Here is a 19941-nt window from a genome sequence, read left to right as displayed (position 1 = left end):
TATTTCTTCATTTATTAAAAAATAATCAACTTGTTGCTTGAATGTGTGTTTCATTTAAAGGAAAGGATAAAAAAGAAAAAAAGGAGGGGTTAAAATGGGAAAAGATCGCCAAGAGACAAAACTTAGAAAAGAAAAAAGAGTGGAGTCAGATCGAGATCAAAAATTAAACTATCCTGGATCGACAAGAATGGAAGGGCCAGACGCGGCAAGGGATAGAAATACAAAATAAAAAAACAGCCTTGGGCTGTTTTTTTATTTACTATATATAGTTGTATCAATGCCTCTCTCTGTTAACCAGTGATGAGTAGGACCTTTGATAACTATAGGTGAGGTTTTTAAAGAAGTAAAATCTTCTTTTCCAAGAGCAGTCATGATTAATTTAATATCTTCATGAAGAATGTTTACTTCATTTATTACTCCTTCAACACCTTGTTCCAACAGTACCTTCAATAGATAACCTGCCATACCTACACAGCCTGCTCCAAGTCTGATGGCTTTTACAATATCTAATGCTGACATGATTCCACCAGAAGCTATAACAGAAAGTAATGGTGAATTTGTGGTGACTTCAATTAAAGATGGAACAGTTGGTATGCCCCAGTCATTAAAAAAATCAATAGTTCTCTCTCTTCTTATATTTTCAATTCGAGAGAAATTGGTTCCACCAAAACCTCCAACATCAACCATTTTGACACCAATACTTTGTAACGTTTTGGCTGTCTCATGACTCATACCAAATCCTACTTCTTTCACAATAACTGGAACAGATATATGGTTAACAATCTGTTCAATTCGTTTTAATGCCCCGGTAAAGTCTCGATCTCCTTCAGGCATAACCAATTCTTGAACAGTGTTTAAGTGGATTTGTATTGCATTAGCTTCAATCATATCAATTGCTTCGAGGGCTTGATCAACAGTTGCTTCACTTCCTAAGTTAGCAAATATGATCCCGTTTGGATTTTCTTTCCTAACAATTTCATAGGTATCTCGTTCTGTTCTATTTTTGATAGCTGACATTTGAGAACCAACCGCTAGAGTTAGATTACACTCGTTTGCTACGATCGCGAGCTTTTGGTTAATTTCATATGTCTTCTGTCCGCCGCCACCAGTCATCGCATTGATAAGAATAGGCGAACTTAAGGAAAGTTCGCCTAGTTTACTATCGTATTTAATGTCTTCAAGAGACAAATTGGGTAAGCTCTGGTGGACAAACTGGATATCCTCAAATCCATGAGCACGGACTTGACCTACTTCGACCGCATGCTTAATATGATCAATTTTTCGTTGTGCTCTACTCACAGTTATCACCATTATTTCAATTTTTTAAGTTGATCTCCAATCATGTCTCCAAGACTAAAGCCTGTAGATTCTTCTTTTTGTTGATATTCACGGAAGTCAACTTTATCGTCTTCCTCTAACAATTCACGGATGCTTAAAGAAATTCTTTGGTCTGCAGCATTAATATCAAGAACCTTAACTTTTACCTGCTGACCGACTTCTAATGCCTCACTTGGTGTACCGATATGCTTGTTAGAGATTTGTGAGATATGAACAAGTCCTTCTACACCTGGGAATAATTCAACAAATGCACCGAAAGATACAAGTCTTCTTACTGTTCCCTCAACAACAGCTCCTACTTGAACCTTATCTGATAGCTCATCCCAAGGTCCAGCAAGTGTTTCTTTGATTGAAAGGGAGATTCTTTCGTTATCTACATCAACTGCTAATACTTTTACTTTAACTTGTTGCCCTTCTTCCACTACATCTGATGCCTTACTTACGTGTTCATGTGATAACTGAGAGATATGAACTAATCCATCAATGCCTCCGATATCAACAAAAGCACCGAAATCAGTTAAACGTTGAACGGTCCCATCTAAAACCTGCCCAACCTTTAATCCAGAGATTGTATCTTTCTTTTTCGACTTTTGTTCTTCCTCTACCACTGCACGGTGAGATAGAATCACTCTATTCTTTTCTTGGTCAAGCTCCACCACTTTTAAAGTAAGCTCTTTACCTTTGTAGTCAGAAAAGTCTTCCACAAAGTGAGATTCAACTAAAGAAGCCGGGATAAATCCTCTTACGCCTAAATCAACAACTAGACCACCTTTTACTACATCCTTGACTTCAGCTGTAAAAACCTCTCCAGATTGGAATTTAGCTTCTAAGTTACCCCAAGCTTGATCAGCATCTACTGCTCTCTTAGAAAGGATTACAGCGTCATCTTCTAATTTAGTAACTTTTAATTCTAAAGTATCTCCAACTGATACAACCTCACTAGCCTGCTCCACGTGTAAACTCGATAGTTCACTGATTGGCACAATCCCTTCAGACTTATAGCCAATATCTACTAGTACTTGCTTATCCTCAACCTTTGTCACTTGCCCTTTTACAACTGCACCTACCTCTAGGTTTGTTTGTTCTACTACTTCCTGATTCATTTCTTCCATTTCCAAGCGCCTCCTTATTCAACCCAATCCTTTAATAAATTATTGAGTTGCAAACTATATAAATTTTAATATGTATAAATAAATTAAAAGAAACTCCTTTTTCTAACTTCTAATAAATACTAATATTTGTCAAGTGATATGATTGGCTATTTATATTTTTGCAAGATCTCACCAATTGTATCCATAATTAAATCGGTTGCCTCTTCTGCAGAAGCTTTTCGGTCCTTAACCTCCTGCATATTTATAGGTTTACCAAATACCACCCTGACAGATTTAAAAGGTTTGTATGGTCCTATTATAGCACAAGGGACGACAGATGCTTCCGTACGGAGCGCAAAAAAACCTGCCCCTGCAAGGCCCTTACCTAATTCGCCCGTTTTACTTCTTGTCCCTTCAGGAAATAATCCAAGTACCTTTCCATCCTTTAGTAATTGAAGACCGGTTCGAAGTGCTTGTTTATCACTCATACCTCTTCTGACAGGAAAGGCATTAATCGTGGGTAATAAGCTTTTAAGAATAGGTAATCTAAAAAGTTCCTCTTTCGCCATAAAGTGTATCGGACGGGGTGAAGCAACCCCTACAACAGGAGGATCTAAGTTATCAATATGATTGGAACAAATTAATACTCCGCCTTTCGTTGGAATATTTTCTTTCCCGACTACTTCGATTTTGTATAAAGGTTTTAAAATGATTGAACATAATTGCTTACCAAGATTATAAAGGTTCATTTCCATCAATCCTTTCATGAACAATTGTCATGATTTTATCTACTACTTGTGAGATTGATAAAGAGGTTGTATCAATTTCAACTGCATCATGAGCTTTGATCAATGGTGAAACCTCTCTTTCTGAATCTAGTTTGTCTCTCTGGGCGATCTCAACCTTAAGTTGCTCTAAGTTAGACTCAATACCTTTTTTGATATTTTCATCATATCTTCTTTTTGCTCTTTCTTCGACGGAAGCTAACAGAAAGATTTTCACCTCTGCATGAGGAAGTACTTGTGTACCGATATCTCTACCATCCATCACCACTCCACCATTAAGAGCCATGTTCTTTTGTCGTTGAACCATCTCTTCTCTAACAAGGCGATGTGATGCCACATATGAAACAAGATTCGTCACGGCATTAGAACGTATTTCATTTGTCACATTTACCCCATCTAAGTATACGAGTTGTCCATCAGCTGATGGCTTTAGCTCAATCGATGTATCTGTTAGTACATTTGATAAATCATCTTCGTGATGAACATCAATATTTTGCTCTAAAGCCTTGTATGTAAGAGAACGGTACATTGCACCTGTATCAATATAAATATATGTTAGTTGTTCTGCGATTTGCTTTGCAACTGTACTTTTACCTGCTGCAGCTGGTCCATCAATTGCTATAGAAATTTTAGTAGTCATTGGTCCTCCTGAAAACACTCGTTCATGGTTAATTTTTTAAAAATTGGCTGTGTTAAAACTTGGTGTTGATTTTCGCTACAGGACACTCGCTTTCCGCGGGGCGTGCGGAGAGCCTCCTCGGCTATGCCTGCGGGGTCTCTCCTGTCACGCTTCTCCCGCAGGAGTCTCGCATCCTTCCACTACAATCAACTCTGCTAGAAAAGCAACATTGTACTTTAACAGAGCCTAAAAATTATAGACTTTCATTCCAAAAGAAAAAGCAGGTTCTACCTGCTGATGATAAAGGATTTGATACAGATAGTTATTCACATTTTAACATAGCTTATACTACTGGTCGAATGTTTCTACTACTTTACTATAGGAATCCTTTGTTACACCTTCATACTCTACTACTTTTGATAAGTAAGGAGAAAGCTGATGATTTGTCATGATTACTTGGGCAATTACTAGACAAATAATTTGAACAACCACTAGCTTTACTAAAACCCGTTCTATATTCTTCATAACTTTCCCTCCCTTATAAATAGTTTGAGAGGGAATTGGATTTTTTATACTAGTTAATCCCTTTTCTCTTTAAATTTATTTGTCTTTCAAAAGAGAAACGAATTAATAGTTGTCGGTCATTCTCACTAATATTTACAAATTCTACCGGCATTTTATCTCGTGCGCCATCTCTACCTGGTATAATCCGAATCGCTTTTGATTTAAGGATCATATAATGATAGTCACCTGACTGCATAGGCAAAACGAGCCACAAATTAAAAATAGTGCCCTCTGGAATCTTGATTTTAGTTGGTGGTAGAATAACAGCCACCCCACCTGCACTTATATCACCTGTAATCGCAACAAAAGGAGTGAATTCCCCTTTGATGGGATGTAACGCGATATCTATTGATGTCTCAACTCTAACAAATTGACGGCGCTGAATTCTTACTAAATGTTCTTCCTCTAGATATGATAGTACAATCATGGGGATATTCTGCTTGGTTCTACCTTTAACCTCTGTTTCAAACAAGTAAACGGTATTGTCTTTGCCTACAAAAGATCCCTTTAATTGAGACCCATCTAGTAAGAAAACGGTTTTCCCTGTCTCCATACTGATGGGATAATCAATATATAAAAGCTCCCCTTTTTTCTCCACAAGCTTGCATCTATATTTTTCATTTTCAATGGAATTCTTTGGTTCTAAAATGATTGTGTCTCCGATGTTAATCATGAAAAATCCCTCACTTAATTTTCCAAATGCTCTTTCTATTATCTCACGGAATAAAAAAAAGGAAAAGCCATATTGACTCTTCCTATAATAAAATTTCTATACTTCACTTTGATATTTTTGCTCTGCATTATTTAATTTCTCAACTTTTTCTTCATAACCTGTTTCAGCGTTAATAAAAACTCGGTAGGTATCATTTTTGATTGTACCTAAAAATTCATAGCAAAGTACTTCTTCATTTAAATCATTTTTAATGACAGCTAGGTGATTGTCCATCACTTCAACACTAGGATTAAGTTTGCCTTTTGCATCTTCTAAAGTTAGAGTTGCTTCTGGCAGCTCACGTTCATGATGTGCCATTAGATATGCTCGAGCTGTAAACCCGACAACATTACCATCATCTAATGCTACCTTTATGGTAATTGAATCTGGAAGAATTCTAACTTTATCCTTTACCGAAACAAAGGTAAACACACCGATGTTGTCATACTGAGCACTATCATACATCTCTAAATCCTTGAAGCCATGCTCACTTAAATAGCTTTTAGCATTCTCCATTGCTTTGTTTAGACTAATGTCTCTTTTTTCAACTTCTCGGTTGCGCAGGACCCAAATTGGGTAACCACCTTTTTTAGTAATATCCATATATATTTCGGTTTCAGCCTTTGGATCGTCAATCTCTAAGCTATAAAATCCGAAGTTAGATCCTTCACCATTTTCACTGACATGAATCTCTTCTTGACCTTCTAGCCCTAAGAAATCCCTTGCAATCTCTTTGGCCTTTTCTTCGTCAATGTTTCCGCCAGTTAGATACTTAAAGCTATCGTCCTCACTATTCATACTTGTAAAGGTTGGACCAAAATCCGCTTCTGAGTATGCATCCACATTTTCTTCGACTGTTTTAAATCCATCAATGATGGTATTATCTTGTTGATTATCCGTCGCTAATGCAAGTTGTACATCCATCCAGCGCAAGTTATTTTCAAGTACTAAATGCTGGACCTTTCTAAGCTCTTGTTGAATTTCCCCAGATTTTTCATAGAGAGATTCTAAAGTTTTGTATTCATCATCAGAAAGTGGTTCATTACCTAAATCACGAACTGCTGCTCGGTAACTAAAATCGCCGATATTTGCTAAGAATTCCTCTGTTTTGTTAAAGGGTAGCAAAGTTAATGGCAATTGGCCCACATCTGAATGTGCCTCTGATGTAATTCTCCAAACCTCAGCTAATGATGGTGAAAGTTGATCCCTAGAGTTCATCGCTAAGGTTGATCCAATTTTATCATTCAATAAATCAATCTGATACGTTAAATCATGAAAGGCTCGCTGATAATTGTTTTCGGCATGAATAAGAATTGCATTCTTCTCAATATGTTCTTGATACCCCCAGTAGGCTGTTCCAGTTATCGCTACTGCAAGTACTCCAATAATTATTCCTCTTAACATAATTTCACCCCTCTACTTACAGAAGATGTGCTTTCCGATTCGTTTAATTTGTGGTCTTCCCCAGATCCAGCCACTTGTCGCTGTATCTGGATTGAAATAATATGTTGCATTTTCTGAAGGATCCATCCCATTTATAGCATCTAACACAGCCTTCTTAGCTTGTTCATTTGGAGTTAACCAAATTTGCCCATCAGCGACTGCTGTAAATGCGCGTGGCTCAAAAATTACACCTGAAACTGTATTAGGAAATGTAGGGCTATTTACACGGTTCAATATAACTGCCGCTACTGCGACCTGGCCGATATAAGGTTCACCCCTTGCCTCCCCATAAACAGCATTCGCCATTAACTGAATATCATTTTGTGAAAAACCATTTGGCATATTCACAGCTGTTTCCTGAGGTCCAGGAGCTGGTTCCTCTGCCTGTTCCTCCTGAGGTGGTTGTTCAGCTGGTTGCTCGGCTGGTTGTTGGTTTGCCTGACCTTGCTGTTCTGCAGGTTGCTGGGCCTGTTGATTTCCTGGTTGTGCTTGTTGATTTCCTTGGTTCTCTGCAGGCTGCCCGGCTGGTTGTTGCCCCTGCCCTGCCTGTTGATTCCCTTGGTTCTCTGCAGGCTGCTCGGCTGGTTGTTGACCTTGCCCTGCCTGTTGGTTTCCTTGCTGTTTCGCAGGCTGTTCGGCTGGTTGTTGACCTTGCTCTGCCTGTTGGTTTCCTTGTTGTTTCGCAGGCTGTTCGGCTGGTTGTTGACCTTGCTCTGCCTGTTGGTTTCCTTGTTGTTTTGCAGGCTGCTGGGTTTGTTGTTGACCTTGCTGCGCCTGTTTGTGAGCATTTAACTGAGTAGCACGTTTTTGCTCGGCTGCCTTTTTGGCCTGTTCAATGACTTGTGGGCTTGGTGCCGATTGCTTGGCCAATGGCATTCCACCATAATGTGTAAACCGATTCCCTTGTTCAATTTGCTTATAAACAAAATCCTTATAATACTTGGTAGCTCTAGTAAGCATATCCTTTGTTTTCTGTCCAACAAATCCGTCTACTTCTTCCAATCCAAATTCCTTTTGGAAATTTCTAACTGACCAATAGGTGGACCATCCAAATACTCCATTAATTGGACCATGATAGAAACCGTTATATTGTAAACGGGCTTGTAGTTCAATAACATCGTCCCCAGTAGCTCCACGTTGAATGATTTGATCACTAAACGCATAGCTAGTTTGAGCTGGTATTATAGAAACAACAATACTAAAACAAATCATGATGCAAAGAGGAATTCTCCAGATTAATTGCTGCCTCATCTTTTTACCTCCTTAACCAATTTCTTAGGTGTCTAGAAGTATTTTCTGTATTGTCGCCAATTTTATTCAAAAACTTGGATGATAAAGAATAAAGTAGACAGATTCCCAATGCAAAGAATGGATGGATTTTTTAAAAAGACTGCAGGAAAGTAGTGATAATCATTGGTACTGGCAAGTTTCTTAGGGGCTTCTGCAAGATTCTCACCCAAAGTGGAAAGATTATGTAGGTAAGTAGCAAGAATATTGGCTAATACAGGTATAAAAAGACTAATTTGTCCCTTTCGAACTTGAATACATCTATCCGAGTACTACTCAAATTTCGTTTATCAACGAAAATTACTACTTTATCAACGAAATACCCTTGTTTATCAACCATTCCTTACTTTTTATCAACGATAAACTCTCGCTTATCAACGAAAAACTCCATATATCAACTAAATGCCTTTTTTTACCAACAAAAAAAACCATTACTATTTCCATTAATAAAAAAAATCCCATTTTCACCTAGTGAAAATGGGATTTTCAAGCATTGTATCTTATTTCGCGTAGACACATTTAGAATACTAACAACAGGCTACTGCCTACTGTGACAGTTGTTTTGCTGATGTATTTTGGATGACTCTGGCTAATCTTGCTTTTCTTAGGCCAAGCCACCATAAAAAGATCATGAAAGGAATAATATAGATGACCCATTCCTCGATGGAGTAAATAATATAATTATAAAGTCCGTGTAATAAGAATGGAATCATTAAGGAAAAGCAGAGAAATCTTTGTTTTACATTTCCAATTGTAAATTTGGTCTTCCCTAGATAATACCCCATAATCACTCCGAATAGAGCGTGACTGGAAACAGGAAGAAGTGCTCTTCCCATTGCTACATCAACACCGTGTGCAAACAAATATAGAATATTTTCAGCGCTGGCAAAGCCCAAAGAGACAGATGAACCATAGACAATCCCATCGTAAATCTCATCAAATTCAACATGCTTGTAGGCAATAAAAAACAAAATAAACCATTTAAAAAACTCCTCTAACAAGCTAGAAAGCATAAAGGATTTTAAAAGGGCAGACTGAATAATACCCTCTTCGGTAAGTACGTATTGGATAAACATGATCGGAAAAACTAATAAAGCGCCAAATATGAAGGTTCGAATCACCATAGAAACAGGCTCTGAACCGTATTGATCTTTCAAATAAAAATAACTTAGTAAGGCAACACCAGGCGCAATACCAGCTGTAATGATCCCCAGCATATTGTGTTCCTCATTTCTATTCGACTCTAAAAAAGTCTATTTTCTTGTTTAATTAAGATTTCATGTAACTAGTAAATTTCACTTCCTTATCGTAACATGATAGTAGATAATTGAGAATCAACATTTTGAAGTTTTATGGAGGAGTTATGAAGAATATTTTACTACTGCATACTGGTGGCACTATTGCCATGAAAGAAGATAAGCAAAACGGGTCAGTTGGACAAGTTGGCAACCATCCCCTAAACGAGACTCTTAGCTCATTAAGTGAATTTGGTCATATAATTAGTGAGGATGCCTTTAATCTACCCTCGCCCCACATTACCTCAAAAGAGATGCTTATTTTAAAAAATAGAATTGAACAAGCAGCTTTGAATGAAAAAATTGAAGGGGTAGTCATCACGCATGGAACAGATACACTTGAGGAAACAGCTTATTTTTTAGATTTAACTGTTACCTCTGATATTCCAGTCGTTTTAACCGGTGCCATGCGTTCTAGCAACGAGGTTGGTGCAGATGGTCTGTATAACTTGATTTCCGCATTGAAGGTTGCGTCTAGTGACGAAGCAGTGGGGAAAGGTGTCCTTGTCGTTTTAAATGATGAGGTTCATACTGCTAAGAACGTGACAAAAACTCATACGAGTAATATTGCTACGTTCCAAAGTCCACAATATGGACCAGTAGGAATTGTGACAAAGCGTGGTGTTTCGTTTCACCATGTTCCAATCAATCGTGAAAATTTTGTCGTTAATCAGATCAGCAAGAAGGTTGTTCTTTTAAAAGCTTATGCAGGCATGGATTCATCTTTACTTAACACCCTCAGGGATATGGATATTGACGGAATAATCATTGAAGCACTTGGACAAGGAAATTTACCACCAGCCATGATTGATGGTTTAAAAGCACTGTTACATAAGAAGATTCCAGTTGTTCTAGTCTCCCGTTGCTTTAATGGAATTGTCCAGGATATTTACAGTTACGAAGGTGGAGGGCGACAGCTCAAGGAACTCGGAGTTATTTTCTCAAACGGCTTGAGTGGTCAAAAAGCAAGAATCAAGTTAATGGTAGCTTTAGAACGCACACATGACTTTAATGAATTACAAGAGATCTTTCTAATATGAATTGGCTCTTTCTTCACAGAGAAATGATGAGACTAATTGAGTTTCGATTAGTCCCATCATTTTTAATGTACATGTTTTTATTTCAGGCTGTTTTACTAAACTTTGTTCCTTTTTAACAAAAAGAATTTTAAAAATTAGTCCGTTGATTTCCGTTGCAGGCACTCGCTTTCCGTGGGGAGGGATGTGAGCCTCCTCGGTTACGCCTGCGGGGTCTCACACTTCCCTCTATCTCCGAAGAAAAAGCTCTTTCCTTTTTCCTTACAGGAGTCGAGTGCCTTCCACTCCAATCAACTCTACTTTTTAACAAAGTGTATATAGCTACAATTTTTACGAAAAGATCCTATCTCGAAATAGAAGATGCAATTAAGTCACCATGAAATCGGCCGTTTTCTATGAAAATTTCATTAGCATTATTGCCAGCCGCAATAACACCAGCAATATAAATTCCTTTTATATTCGTTTCCATCGTTTCTGGATCAAAAAAAGGCCTGCCTGAACCAGAATCAATGTGAATCCCCATTTTTTCAAGGAAGCCGTGATCTGGGTGATATCCTGTCATGGCAAAGACAAAATCGTTATTAATTTCATGCGTTTGGCCATCTTTATTAAACAAAACCGAATCATTTGTAATCTTTTCAATCTGTGCGTTAAAGTGCATGGTGATTTGACCATGTTTAACTAAGGATTCAAATTCAGGTAGTATCCAAGGTTTTATACTAGATGAATACTGAGATCCACGGTATAACACTGTTACACGGGCCCCTACTTTTTCAAGCTCAAGGGCAGCATCAACGGATGAATTTTTTCCTCCAACGACAACTACGTCTTTATTAAAATATGGATGGGCTTCTTTAAAGTAATGATATACTTTTTCCAGCTCTTCTCCTGGAATGTTTAATAAATTTGGATGATCATAATACCCCGTAGCAATCACGATGTTTTTTGCTTCATACCAATTCTCTTCACCTGATTGAGTAATCGACTGAACCATAAATAAGTTGTCTGATTGTTTATTCACACTCATTACTTGTTCAAACGCATGAATTCGTAGCTCTTTTTTTGAAACAACTCGTCTATAATAGGCTAGAGCTTGGCTTCTTACCGGCTTTCGATTTTCAGTTATAAAAGGAACATTCCCTATTTCAAGCTTCTCGCTTGTGCTAAAAAAGGTTTGGTGCGTTGGATAATGGTAAATCGCATTTACAATATTCCCTTTTTCAATAATTAATGGATTAAGCCCTTTTTCTTTCAAAGCTATTGCAGCTGCTAACCCACATGGGCCACCGCCAACAATTATGATTTCTTCCTTTTTCATGTAAATCCCCCTTTTTGAAAGGTGGCAATACCACTGTCTTTAGGTTCATATAAAAATCCCCATATCATACAGAATGATAGGGGATTTATTACGTATATGCAATTAATTAGATCCAGCCTCTAAATCTTGATGCTTCTGCCATTTTACGAACACCTACCATATAGGCAGCTAGTCGCATATCCACACGGCGTGATTGGGCGGTATCATAAATATTGTTAAATGAGCGTACCATTACTTTTTCAAGCTTTTCTTCAACTTCCTCTTCAGTCCAATAATAACCTTGATTATTCTGTACCCATTCAAAGTAAGAAACTGTTACTCCCCCAGCACTTGCTAAAACATCTGGAACAAGAAGAATGTCTCTGTCACTTAAAATTTTCGTACCTTCTAAGGTTGTTGGTCCATTAGCTGCTTCAACCACAATACTTGCACGAATATTATGAGCATTATCTCCTGTGATTTGGTTTTCAATAGCTGCTGGCACCAGAATATCACAATCTAACTCAAGTAACTCTTTATTCGAAATTGTATTATTAAATAGCTTTGTTACTGTTCCAAAGCTATCTCGACGATCCAATAAGTAATCAATATCTAAACCATTTGGATCATGCAGTCCACCATACGCGTCAGAAATTCCAATAACCTTAGCTCCAGCATCATGCATAAATTTCGCTAAGAAACTTCCTGCATTTCCAAACCCTTGAACAACAACACGAGCACCCTCGATATTAATGCCACGTTTTTTAGCTGCTTCTCGGATACAAATCGTAACACCCTTTGCTGTTGCTGATTCACGACCATGTGAACCACCTAATACTAATGGTTTACCGGTAATAAAGCCTGGTGAGTTAAATTCGTCAATTCGACTATATTCATCCATCATCCATGCCATGATCTGAGAATTCGTAAATACATCTGGTGCTGGGATATCCTTTGTTGGTCCAACAATTTGACTAATTGCACGAACATAGCCACGACTTAAACGTTCTAGCTCTCTAAATGACATTTCACGGGGATCACAAACAATTCCACCTTTACCACCACCATATGGTAGATCAACAATTCCACATTTCAAGCTCATCCAAATGGATAGGGCCTTAACCTCTTTTTCGGTAACGTTTGGATGGAAGCGAATGCCACCCTTTGTTGGTCCTACAGCATCATTATGTTGAGCACGGTACCCGGTAAATATCTTTACAGAGCCATCATCCATACGGACTGGAATTTTTACCGTCATTAATCTAATTGGTTCCTTTAGTAGCTCGTAAACTTCCTCAGGATAGCCGAGTTTGTCTAAAGCATTATGTATAACTGTCTGTGTGGATTTTAAGACATCTAATTTATCTTCACCTTCAAGAGTACGTTCTGTGTTCTTTTCCGCTACCATCTATAAACCTCCCAAAAATTTTACCTTATGTATTGTCCCCATTCGGTACTTAGTATACACCTTCAGTTAGCTTATGCAAATAAGAAAAATAACATTTTATTGTTTTAGATAAGATTTTTTTGAAAACGATTACATCCTTCATAAATCAACGATTTATAACTTGAATTTTTCGAAAATTGAATCGAAATCAACCGTTTAAAAAATGATAGCCGGTATAGGAAAACTCCTATACTGGCCATTATCTTAAAAGTAATGATTTAATTGTGTCAATGCTTGGTCCTTCATTAGCTGTTTTCCGTATTCGGCAACTCGGTAAGTCGTAAGAGTCGCTGGATTACCGAATTCTGCTAGCAAAGCAATCATATTATCCACATTCTTTTCTCCAAAATCAGTATCTTCAAATAGTAAGTAATACTTTTTTTCATAGGAAGAAAGTGAGCCACCTGTGATTCCTAGGCTATACATTCTTTTTGCTAAAGAAATTACATCTTCAAATGAATGAAACTCATAAAATATATCGTAACTTTCATCAAGTGTAACCTGCATCTCAATATACTCATCTAAGAATTCATCTGAATCGTCATAATCAGTTGCAGCTTCTTTTGTCACAATGACCACCATTCCTTGTGCTTGTAAGGAAAACACTTCCACGGCAATAGGTCCGTCAGCTTCAAAACCAAGCTCCATACTAGCCTCATCCATCATGTCTCGGAATAATTCCTGAACTTTAGGAGCATCATGCCATAAGTCTTCCTTTGTTAGACCGCGCTCAAGGAGGTCATCAAATGTGAGAAATACCTTAATCTTATTATAGGTTAAACGTTCTAAGCGCATTTATGGTAACCTCCTTACCATCAACTCCCACATCCTTACTACTACTATATGATTGGATCGTAAGATGGTTCATCACATTTCACTCTCAGTTTACACCCAATTATTATAAAAAAACAAGCATTCTACTTGAGCTTACTTTCAAGCCATGAATCCCATTCTTCTCTTGTTGAGCCTAGCAATAGATTATCATATTCTTTTCTCTTGTCGGCTTCTAGATAAGAAAAAGCATGACCTCCAAGACCAATTTCTATTTCTAAATATTCTCTCCTAATTCGATCAGCTAATTCCAACGTTTCTGTTAGATTGTAAACCATTGTACAAGATAAAAACAGAAACCTAGGCTTAATCTGCTGAAGAACAACATCCATATCTTTCGGCTCGATACTAGTTCCCAAATAAATTACCTCAAAGCCTCTTTTACGTATATAGAGTGTAAAGATTAATAGACCCAGTTCATGCCATTCATTGGGCCCACAGACGGCTAAAACTTTAGGTAAATAGGAATTAGTTGGTAATGTATACATAATATGTCCAATTCGAGACCGAAGAAAAGATGAGGCAAAATGCTCGTGTGCACTTGTAATCTTTCCTTTCTCCCATAATTCCCCGATTTGAACTAATACGGTACCTAATATATCAATGGCAACTTTATCAATGGAATATAAACTAAAAGCATGGTTTAAGTATTCATGCGCCTGGCTTTCATCAAACTGTAATAAGCTATTAACTAGCTTCTCAGCAAGCTCCTTGTCATGACCACCTTCTGTAATTGGTTGAGTTGCACCCTCAGTAATTAATCCACTAGTTTCTAATAAATTAATTGCTTGGCTAATTGTAAACCCTTTGTTCACCTTTTCAATTAACCATTTTAAAATTTTGACATGTTCCTCTGTATATAGTCGATGTCCCGCTTCGTTTCGAACAGGTGCAATGATTCTATATCTTCTCTCCCAAGCCCTCAAGGTTCCTGCTTGAATGCCAAGCATCTGGGAGACTGCTTTTATATTGTACTTCCCTTCAGGTGAAACCATCTAACATCCTCCATAATACTTTATATCCATTAGAATTATAGCCAAGATTACCACTTGTTTAAACTTTGTACAAGTTTTGTTCTATCAATTAGCTATTATTTTTTGGCTCTGTTAACGTTTGTTGTTGATTTTCGTTCCAGGACACTCGCTTTCCGCGGGCGGGTTCGGGAGCCTCCTCGGCGTGTTCGCCTGCGGGGTCTCCTTCACCGCGCTTCTCCCGCAGGAGTCTCGCGTCCCTCCACTTCAATCAACTCTGCTAAATATCAACACTAAAGTTTAACACAGCCTAATTTTTAGATAGGATGATTAGATGGGATTCTGCTGGAGCCCCTAATCGTAACGGTAGGAAGGTGGTTCCATACCCATTACTAATAAAGACCTTGGAAGATTTTACTTGCTTTAGTCCACCTTTTTTCTGTAGTCCCCAATTGCCAAGTCTGATTTGCCCGCCATGGGTGTGTCCACTTAAAATAAGTTTGATATTTTGTTCCTCTTTCACTACATGTAATATCTCCGGGTTATGACTTAATAGTATTTTAAAGCTATTAGGTTCTGCATCCATTAATGCCAGGTCAAGACGTGCTCTTCTTGATCCATAATCATCAACGCCAAGTAGACAAAGCTTATCCCCGCTTTCAGATTCAAATGAAACAGCAGTGTTGTCCAATATCTTAACTCCATGACTTAACAGCGTTGAATCTAGCTCATGATAATCTACTTCATAATCATTATTCCCCCATACAAAATAGGTAGGTCCTAGTTCTTTTAATTTTTTAATGTTTTCGTTCACTTTTGAAAAGGGAACTCCCTTTTCGGTTAAATCTCCGCCTATAACAACCAAGTCGACCTTCCCTTTTATAGCCGACAACATGTTTGTCGAAATCGTCCTTCTGTGTATATCTGAAATAAAGTAGATTGACACCTTACCTAAGCTTTCTGGGAACTCATCAAAGGTTAAGTGGACGGTGTGTATGTCATTCCGATGAGCTTCCATGTACATATAGATTAAAAGTAATATGCTAATTACAATACAAATAAAAAAGAAGGTTAAAAGCAACCCCTACATCTCCTGTCTTTTTACATATGGTATGTATCTTTTAAGTTTTAATGAAATCATACCATAGATCAATGAAAATAATAAAAATAGAAAACCGATTGTAGGATTTATGAAGATTATTAGGGTTAAGCTGAAAATGACTAAATAAGAGAAAAATAGTTGGAGAGGAGGAATCGATACACCCTTAAATCGTGCATACGTCAACTCAATGGATCCCCTAATTAATTTGGCATTTGCTATAAAGCCAAAAAAGAAAAAGATCATTCCAAAAAAGAATGAGAAAGGGTCTAGAATCGTGTTTGTCACGAATTGGCTGCTCAATAGATTAGGTGAAATCGAACTCGCTGCGATCATGCCTCCAGCCAATCCAATAAATAAACAGATGAATGTAGCAAACATATAAAAACCCCCTTACCATACGTGTATGAAGGTAAGAGGGTCAACATGATTTCAAATTTATTAATCTTCAGTAATATCCAGAACTCTAAAGCCTACACTTTCAAGTTTCTTAATGAATTTGTCAATGTTATCGTTTTTCTCAACCTTCATGACAATTCTACGTACAAGCTTATCCGTTTCATCAAAAGTCGACAATGAGATAATATTCTCATGGTAATGTTTAGCAATTTCGGCTAAACGAGCAATACGTCCTTCTGTTTCGACCGATGAAAAGGCAATTCTAACTCCTGAACGGTGCATTCCGAAGGCACTTTGGAATTGCTCTAAAACATCATAGCGTGTTACAACACCAAGATAATTTAGATTGTCATCCACAACTGCTAAAATTGGCATGTCCTTCAGCATCACTAATGTTCTCTCAAATATTTCGTCGCCTTCAAGATAGATATCTTGCCTTGTAGCTATTTCTCCAGCCGTTGTATTCGTTAAATAGGTTTCTTTGTCTTGAGGAGCTTCAAAAAAACATTCATAAACGTGGTATCTGGTTACCATACCCACATATTTACCATCTTTTAATACGGGAACTCCATCAACCGAATACCCCTCTAGCTTTTTTAACGTTTCTTGAAGCGTTTCATTGTAGTCTACTGTGTAGCTCTTGTGTTTTGGAATCATAATACTTTTTACAAACATGTGCTAGACACCCCTTTTAATTAAACAGAAAGACTTTCTGTAGCAATTTACCCTTGACTTTCACATTCCTTTTTTACAATAGTGTTTATCCCTACTAATTATATTCAACATCTTTTCAAAAAAACCCTCTTACGTTTTGACATTTTTATTTATTTTCCATCATACATTTTTATGAAATCAATGTTTTTACGTAAGCATCATGATTTTTCAACTTTAGAAGAATAGGAGGGTGTCTTGTGTATACGTTAAGAAAAAATTATTATCCGTATGCTAGTCCATTTGACCCATGTCCACCCATACCTGTAAAAACATATCCTACTCCACCTAACCTTTACATTGGCTTTCAGCCTTATGGGCTTCCTCAATTTTCACCTAAGGAAGCGCTATGCGCCGGAACTTTATGGCCAGCTTTTTATGATCCTTACTATAACCCTTATGAGAAGCCATTAAGGGAGGAGAAATAAATGAAACAGCTCCCACCTGAATACTACGCGTTATTAGAGGACCTTCAGGCTGTAGATTTTGTGTTGGTTGAACTAACCCTTTATTTGGACACTCATCCACATGATTATGAAGCCATTCAACAATATAATCAATTTGCTCAACAAAGAGGACTTTTGAAAAAGCAAATTGAGTCGAAGTTTGGGCCACTACAGCAATACGGAAACAGTTACTCAGGCTATCCTTGGAACTGGGATGACGCTCCTTGGCCTTGGCAGGTATAACGATTAAATTTAGGAGGGATTAGTTTACATGTGGATTTACGAGAAGAAGTTGCAGTACCCGGTTAAGGTTAGCACGTGTAATCCGACTCTTGCCAAATTTTTAATTGAACAGTACGGGGGAGCCGACGGAGAGTTAGCCGCTGCGCTTCGCTATTTGAACCAACGATATACGATTCCTGACAAAGTGATTGGCTTACTCACTGATATTGGGACAGAGGAATTTGCTCATCTTGAAATGATTGCAACCATGATTTACAAATTAACAAAGGATGCCACGCCTGAACAGCTTAAGGCTGCCGGTTTAGCACCTCATTATGTTAATCATGACAGTGCACTTTTTTATCATAATGCAGCAGGGAATCCGTTTACAGCAGAGTACATTCAAGCGAAAGGCGATCCAATCGCTGACTTATATGAGGACATTGCAGCTGAAGAAAAGGCTCGTGCTACTTATCAGTGGATTATTAATATGAGTGATGACCCTGATTTAAATGACTCTTTACGATTTTTACGTGAGCGTGAGATTGTTCACTCGCAGAGGTTTAGAGAGGCTGTTGAAATACTTAAGGATGAACGAGATAAAAAACAATTTTTCTAATAGATGATAGCTGAATTGAACGTTCAATTCAGCTATTTATTTTCATGATACAAATTTATATCCTTTACTTCCTTCATTTTCGCGAATACTTCACTTCGTTTTTCCCAGTCGAATGGGTATCTCCACTGAAGATGACTTTTTTGGACAATCTCTTTTCGTAAATCTTGGTACTCCTTCTCATGCTTATCTTTCTTTTTCTTTAAATAGGATCCAAGACCTGTTAAAAAAATTAAAACTCCAATCAAAACATAAAGAATACCATTTGAGACTATTAATCCAAATACTTGATCAGCATTAGAAGAGTTCGGCTGTAAAATAAAATAATTGATATAGCCAAACATCACTAAAAAACAAAATAACGAGCACCACGTACAAAAAATCAGCTTTCGTTTATAATCATCAAATTTAACTTTGTGCTTATATACATTTTGAAGCATAACCTTCGTTGGTTCATCCGTATGACTACCAAGATCTTTAATGAACTGTTCCACTTACCTCTCTCCTTTCTAAGATGATACTTGTCTCATATATATTCGAGCTCAAGCTAACTTAGAAGAAGCATGTCTACGTAATCCATATAAAAAATCTCAGAAAGAGGTACTTTCACTAGGTTTATTACTAAACGCAGCGATATTTGTTAATCATATTGTAAAAATCCGATTTTTCATCTACCGTAAAAAATATTCTCCGAATAGTAGTTGTTTTACCTATAAAGCTCTTGTATTCAATTGGTTCCTCTAATACTATTTCAAATGTAGGTTCATCTAACCCTAATAAGGATAAATCTAAAACTTCTTTATTCTTCTTATCGTTTTCAAAATTAATATTGCCATTTTTAATCTCTTCTATATTCTCCAAACTTATTTTCACTTCAGGTCGAACCCCTATTTTTAAATACATCATGTTTCCCTGTATTCTAATTGGGTTTTTAACTACTGCTCTTAAATCAAGAATGATAAAAACGATTGTTAGGACACCAAGTATCAAATGGATCCAATGCAGTAAAGGACTCCAGTTGTATAGAAGGAAAGATACACCTACTGTTTCTAAAAGCGCAACGAATATCATGGCGCACATTATACCAACATACCCTGATTTTTGATGATACGTAAAAGAGACTGACTCTATGAACGAGTTTTCACTTGTCTTTTCTATGACTTTATTATTCATAACTCTTAACCTCCTTTTCTGTTAGAAAACCATTACAATTCTTTTGTGATCATACCGTGCAATTTCTTTAGTATTTCATGATATTTTAAGATATCTTCTTCTGGTAGTTGCAAGAAGTATTTCTCTAACACCTTTTCATCTAGTTCATTCATTTCTTTAAAAAACTTCTTCCCGTTCTTTCCTAATAATACAAATACTTCCCTTCTGTTCTCCTTGTTTACTTCTCTCTGAACGTAATCCTTGTTTTCTAATTTCTTGATAAACTGACTAGCTGCACTTGGAGTACCGTTAATGATGTTAGCAACCTCGTTCATATTTAGCTTTTCTTTTTTCTCTAAAAACCCTAACACTACTGATTGTTTGGTTGATAAGTCATGTTCATCTAATATTTTCTTATAATCCTCTATCATGACTGTTTTAATTTCATCTGCGTAAAGATTTGCTTCTAGTAGAATCTTTTTTAAATCCATTTTCCACTATCCTTTCTTTTTTATATCCGCACCCGATCTATAAAGCTACTGAAAACAACCTTATTTTCAACCATCAAACAACGCATTT

Annotated in this window: 24 protein-coding genes; 5 read left to right on the top strand and 19 right to left on the bottom strand. The window is 37.2% G+C overall.

What is annotated here, in order from left to right; translation table 11 throughout:
- Positions 1-94 precede the first annotated feature (94 nt).
- A complete protein-coding gene (locus M1D60_RS07435; protein ID WP_456278527.1) occupies positions 95-229 on the top strand; it encodes a YpzI family protein in 135 nt (44 codons plus the stop codon).
- A 23-nt stretch (positions 230-252) separates the two neighbouring features.
- Here M1D60_RS07435 and fni read toward each other — a convergent pair whose 3' ends face one another.
- From fni to prsW, 9 genes are all read right to left on the bottom strand, one after another.
- Positions 253-1299, bottom strand: a complete 1047-nt coding sequence (gene fni, locus M1D60_RS07430) for a type 2 isopentenyl-diphosphate Delta-isomerase (RefSeq protein ID WP_456278526.1) — start codon at positions 1297-1299, stop codon at positions 253-255.
- An 11-nt stretch (positions 1300-1310) separates the two neighbouring features.
- Positions 1311-2450: a 30S ribosomal protein S1 gene (gene rpsA, locus M1D60_RS07425; protein WP_456278525.1), complete on the bottom strand. Its 1140-nt coding sequence runs from the start codon at positions 2448-2450 to the stop codon at positions 1311-1313.
- A 146-nt stretch (positions 2451-2596) separates the two neighbouring features.
- Complete coding sequence (locus M1D60_RS07420) at positions 2597-3178, bottom strand: lysophospholipid acyltransferase family protein (protein WP_456278524.1); 582 nt, start codon at positions 3176-3178, stop codon at positions 2597-2599.
- Complete coding sequence (gene cmk / locus M1D60_RS07415) at positions 3165-3854, bottom strand: (d)CMP kinase (protein ID WP_456278523.1); 690 nt, start codon at positions 3852-3854, stop codon at positions 3165-3167. The genes M1D60_RS07420 and cmk overlap by 14 nt, the downstream gene beginning before the upstream one ends.
- Before the next feature lie 327 nt (positions 3855-4181).
- Positions 4182-4358 (bottom strand): YpfB family protein, encoded by a 177-nt coding sequence (locus M1D60_RS07410; RefSeq protein ID WP_456278522.1) that lies wholly within the window; start codon positions 4356-4358, stop codon positions 4182-4184.
- Between the two features lie 49 nt (positions 4359-4407).
- The gene (locus M1D60_RS07405; protein ID WP_456278521.1) at positions 4408-5070 is read right to left on the bottom strand and encodes a flagellar brake protein; all 663 of its coding nucleotides are present in this window, start codon (positions 5068-5070) and stop codon (positions 4408-4410) included.
- A 96-nt stretch (positions 5071-5166) separates the two neighbouring features.
- Positions 5167-6513, bottom strand: a complete 1347-nt coding sequence (gene ypeB / locus M1D60_RS07400; protein ID WP_456278520.1) for a germination protein YpeB — start codon at positions 6511-6513, stop codon at positions 5167-5169.
- A gap of 12 nt (positions 6514-6525) precedes the next feature.
- A complete protein-coding gene (locus tag M1D60_RS07395; RefSeq protein WP_456278519.1) occupies positions 6526-7803 on the bottom strand; it encodes a cell wall hydrolase in 1278 nt (425 codons plus the stop codon).
- Positions 7804-8384: 581 nt separating this feature from the next.
- Positions 8385-9056 carry a glutamic-type intramembrane protease PrsW gene (gene prsW, locus M1D60_RS07390; protein WP_456278518.1) on the bottom strand — a complete coding sequence of 224 codons (672 nt, stop codon included), beginning with the start codon at positions 9054-9056 and terminating at the stop codon, positions 8385-8387.
- A gap of 146 nt (positions 9057-9202) precedes the next feature.
- On the opposite strand from prsW, the gene M1D60_RS07385 reads away from it, so the two are divergent.
- Entirely contained in the window at positions 9203-10174 is a 972-nt protein-coding gene (locus M1D60_RS07385) for an asparaginase (RefSeq protein ID WP_456278517.1), read from the top strand.
- A 340-nt stretch (positions 10175-10514) separates the two neighbouring features.
- Here the strand turns inward: M1D60_RS07385 and M1D60_RS07380 are convergent, their stop codons facing one another.
- From M1D60_RS07380 to M1D60_RS07350, 7 genes are all read right to left on the bottom strand, one after another.
- On the bottom strand, positions 10515-11489 hold the full coding sequence (locus M1D60_RS07380) for a YpdA family putative bacillithiol disulfide reductase (protein ID WP_456278516.1): 975 nt from the start codon (positions 11487-11489) through the stop codon (positions 10515-10517).
- Between the two features lie 106 nt (positions 11490-11595).
- Positions 11596-12876, bottom strand: a complete 1281-nt coding sequence (locus M1D60_RS07375; protein WP_456278515.1) for a Glu/Leu/Phe/Val family dehydrogenase — start codon at positions 12874-12876, stop codon at positions 11596-11598.
- A gap of 243 nt (positions 12877-13119) precedes the next feature.
- Positions 13120-13710 carry a genetic competence negative regulator gene (locus M1D60_RS07370; protein ID WP_456278514.1) on the bottom strand — a complete coding sequence of 197 codons (591 nt, stop codon included), beginning with the start codon at positions 13708-13710 and terminating at the stop codon, positions 13120-13122.
- Between the two features lie 122 nt (positions 13711-13832).
- Positions 13833-14741: a MerR family transcriptional regulator gene (locus tag M1D60_RS07365; protein ID WP_456278513.1), complete on the bottom strand. Its 909-nt coding sequence runs from the start codon at positions 14739-14741 to the stop codon at positions 13833-13835.
- A 286-nt stretch (positions 14742-15027) separates the two neighbouring features.
- On the bottom strand, positions 15028-15741 hold the full coding sequence (locus M1D60_RS07360; protein WP_456279383.1) for a metallophosphoesterase: 714 nt from the start codon (positions 15739-15741) through the stop codon (positions 15028-15030).
- A 60-nt stretch (positions 15742-15801) separates the two neighbouring features.
- Positions 15802-16197 carry a hypothetical protein gene (locus M1D60_RS07355; protein ID WP_456278512.1) on the bottom strand — a complete coding sequence of 132 codons (396 nt, stop codon included), beginning with the start codon at positions 16195-16197 and terminating at the stop codon, positions 15802-15804.
- A gap of 60 nt (positions 16198-16257) precedes the next feature.
- On the bottom strand, positions 16258-16890 hold the full coding sequence (locus tag M1D60_RS07350) for a CBS domain-containing protein (RefSeq protein ID WP_456278511.1): 633 nt from the start codon (positions 16888-16890) through the stop codon (positions 16258-16260).
- Positions 16891-17126: 236 nt separating this feature from the next.
- On the opposite strand from M1D60_RS07350, the gene M1D60_RS07345 reads away from it, so the two are divergent.
- Genes M1D60_RS07345 through cotJC form a run of 3 tightly spaced genes read left to right on the top strand, consistent with a single transcriptional unit; the run spans position 17127 to position 18213 of the window.
- The gene (locus M1D60_RS07345) at positions 17127-17354 is read left to right on the top strand and encodes a spore coat associated protein CotJA (RefSeq protein ID WP_456278510.1); all 228 of its coding nucleotides are present in this window, start codon (positions 17127-17129) and stop codon (positions 17352-17354) included.
- On the top strand, positions 17355-17615 hold the full coding sequence (locus M1D60_RS07340) for a spore coat protein CotJB (RefSeq protein WP_456278509.1): 261 nt from the start codon (positions 17355-17357) through the stop codon (positions 17613-17615).
- Positions 17616-17643: 28 nt separating this feature from the next.
- Positions 17644-18213: a spore coat protein CotJC gene (cotJC, locus tag M1D60_RS07335; RefSeq protein ID WP_456278508.1), complete on the top strand. Its 570-nt coding sequence runs from the start codon at positions 17644-17646 to the stop codon at positions 18211-18213.
- 32 nt (positions 18214-18245) lie between these two features.
- Here cotJC and M1D60_RS07330 read toward each other — a convergent pair whose 3' ends face one another.
- The 3 genes from M1D60_RS07330 to M1D60_RS07320 all read right to left on the bottom strand — a co-directional run bounded on the left by M1D60_RS07330 (position 18246) and on the right by M1D60_RS07320 (position 19853).
- Positions 18246-18704, bottom strand: coding sequence for a DUF2663 family protein (locus tag M1D60_RS07330; RefSeq protein WP_456278507.1), 459 nt, complete (start codon positions 18702-18704; stop codon positions 18246-18248).
- A 127-nt stretch (positions 18705-18831) separates the two neighbouring features.
- Positions 18832-19383 (bottom strand): hypothetical protein, encoded by a 552-nt coding sequence (locus M1D60_RS07325; RefSeq protein WP_456278506.1) that lies wholly within the window; start codon positions 19381-19383, stop codon positions 18832-18834.
- Positions 19384-19415: 32 nt separating this feature from the next.
- Positions 19416-19853, bottom strand: coding sequence for a MarR family winged helix-turn-helix transcriptional regulator (locus M1D60_RS07320; RefSeq protein ID WP_456278505.1), 438 nt, complete (start codon positions 19851-19853; stop codon positions 19416-19418).
- Positions 19854-19941 lie beyond the last annotated feature (88 nt).

The sequence above is a fragment of the Bacillus sp. AK128 genome, from assembly GCF_053903075.1.
The sequence above is the reverse complement of the archived record's forward strand: the minus strand, read 5'-3'. Positions and strand labels throughout refer to the sequence as shown.

Bases quoted from the DNA above. Each gene is read 5' to 3' on its own strand.
- M1D60_RS07435 (WP_456278527.1), top strand. From the start codon at position 95: ATGGGAAAAGATCGCCAAGAGACAAAACTTAGAAAAGAAAAAAGAGTG.
- rpsA (WP_456278525.1), bottom strand. From the start codon at position 2,450: ATGGAAGAAATGAATCAGGAAGTAGTAGAACAAACAAACCTAGAGGTA.
- M1D60_RS07420 (WP_456278524.1), bottom strand. From the start codon at position 3,178: ATGAACCTTTATAATCTTGGTAAGCAATTATGTTCAATCATTTTAAAA.
- cmk (WP_456278523.1), bottom strand. From the start codon at position 3,854: ATGACTACTAAAATTTCTATAGCAATTGATGGACCAGCTGCAGCAGGT.
- M1D60_RS07410 (WP_456278522.1), bottom strand. From the start codon at position 4,358: ATGAAGAATATAGAACGGGTTTTAGTAAAGCTAGTGGTTGTTCAAATT.
- M1D60_RS07405 (WP_456278521.1), bottom strand. From the start codon at position 5,070: ATGATTAACATCGGAGACACAATCATTTTAGAACCAAAGAATTCCATT.
- ypeB (WP_456278520.1), bottom strand. From the start codon at position 6,513: ATGTTAAGAGGAATAATTATTGGAGTACTTGCAGTAGCGATAACTGGA.
- M1D60_RS07395 (WP_456278519.1), bottom strand. From the start codon at position 7,803: ATGAGGCAGCAATTAATCTGGAGAATTCCTCTTTGCATCATGATTTGT.
- prsW (WP_456278518.1), bottom strand. From the start codon at position 9,056: ATGCTGGGGATCATTACAGCTGGTATTGCGCCTGGTGTTGCCTTACTA.
- M1D60_RS07385 (WP_456278517.1), top strand. From the start codon at position 9,203: ATGAAGAATATTTTACTACTGCATACTGGTGGCACTATTGCCATGAAA.
- M1D60_RS07380 (WP_456278516.1), bottom strand. From the start codon at position 11,489: ATGAAAAAGGAAGAAATCATAATTGTTGGCGGTGGCCCATGTGGGTTA.
- M1D60_RS07375 (WP_456278515.1), bottom strand. From the start codon at position 12,876: ATGGTAGCGGAAAAGAACACAGAACGTACTCTTGAAGGTGAAGATAAA.
- M1D60_RS07370 (WP_456278514.1), bottom strand. From the start codon at position 13,710: ATGCGCTTAGAACGTTTAACCTATAATAAGATTAAGGTATTTCTCACA.
- M1D60_RS07365 (WP_456278513.1), bottom strand. From the start codon at position 14,741: ATGGTTTCACCTGAAGGGAAGTACAATATAAAAGCAGTCTCCCAGATG.
- M1D60_RS07360 (WP_456279383.1), bottom strand. From the start codon at position 15,741: ATGTACATGGAAGCTCATCGGAATGACATACACACCGTCCACTTAACC.
- M1D60_RS07355 (WP_456278512.1), bottom strand. From the start codon at position 16,197: ATGTTTGCTACATTCATCTGTTTATTTATTGGATTGGCTGGAGGCATG.
- M1D60_RS07350 (WP_456278511.1), bottom strand. From the start codon at position 16,890: ATGTTTGTAAAAAGTATTATGATTCCAAAACACAAGAGCTACACAGTA.
- M1D60_RS07340 (WP_456278509.1), top strand. From the start codon at position 17,355: ATGAAACAGCTCCCACCTGAATACTACGCGTTATTAGAGGACCTTCAG.
- cotJC (WP_456278508.1), top strand. From the start codon at position 17,644: ATGTGGATTTACGAGAAGAAGTTGCAGTACCCGGTTAAGGTTAGCACG.
- M1D60_RS07325 (WP_456278506.1), bottom strand. From the start codon at position 19,383: ATGAATAATAAAGTCATAGAAAAGACAAGTGAAAACTCGTTCATAGAG.
- M1D60_RS07320 (WP_456278505.1), bottom strand. From the start codon at position 19,853: ATGGATTTAAAAAAGATTCTACTAGAAGCAAATCTTTACGCAGATGAA.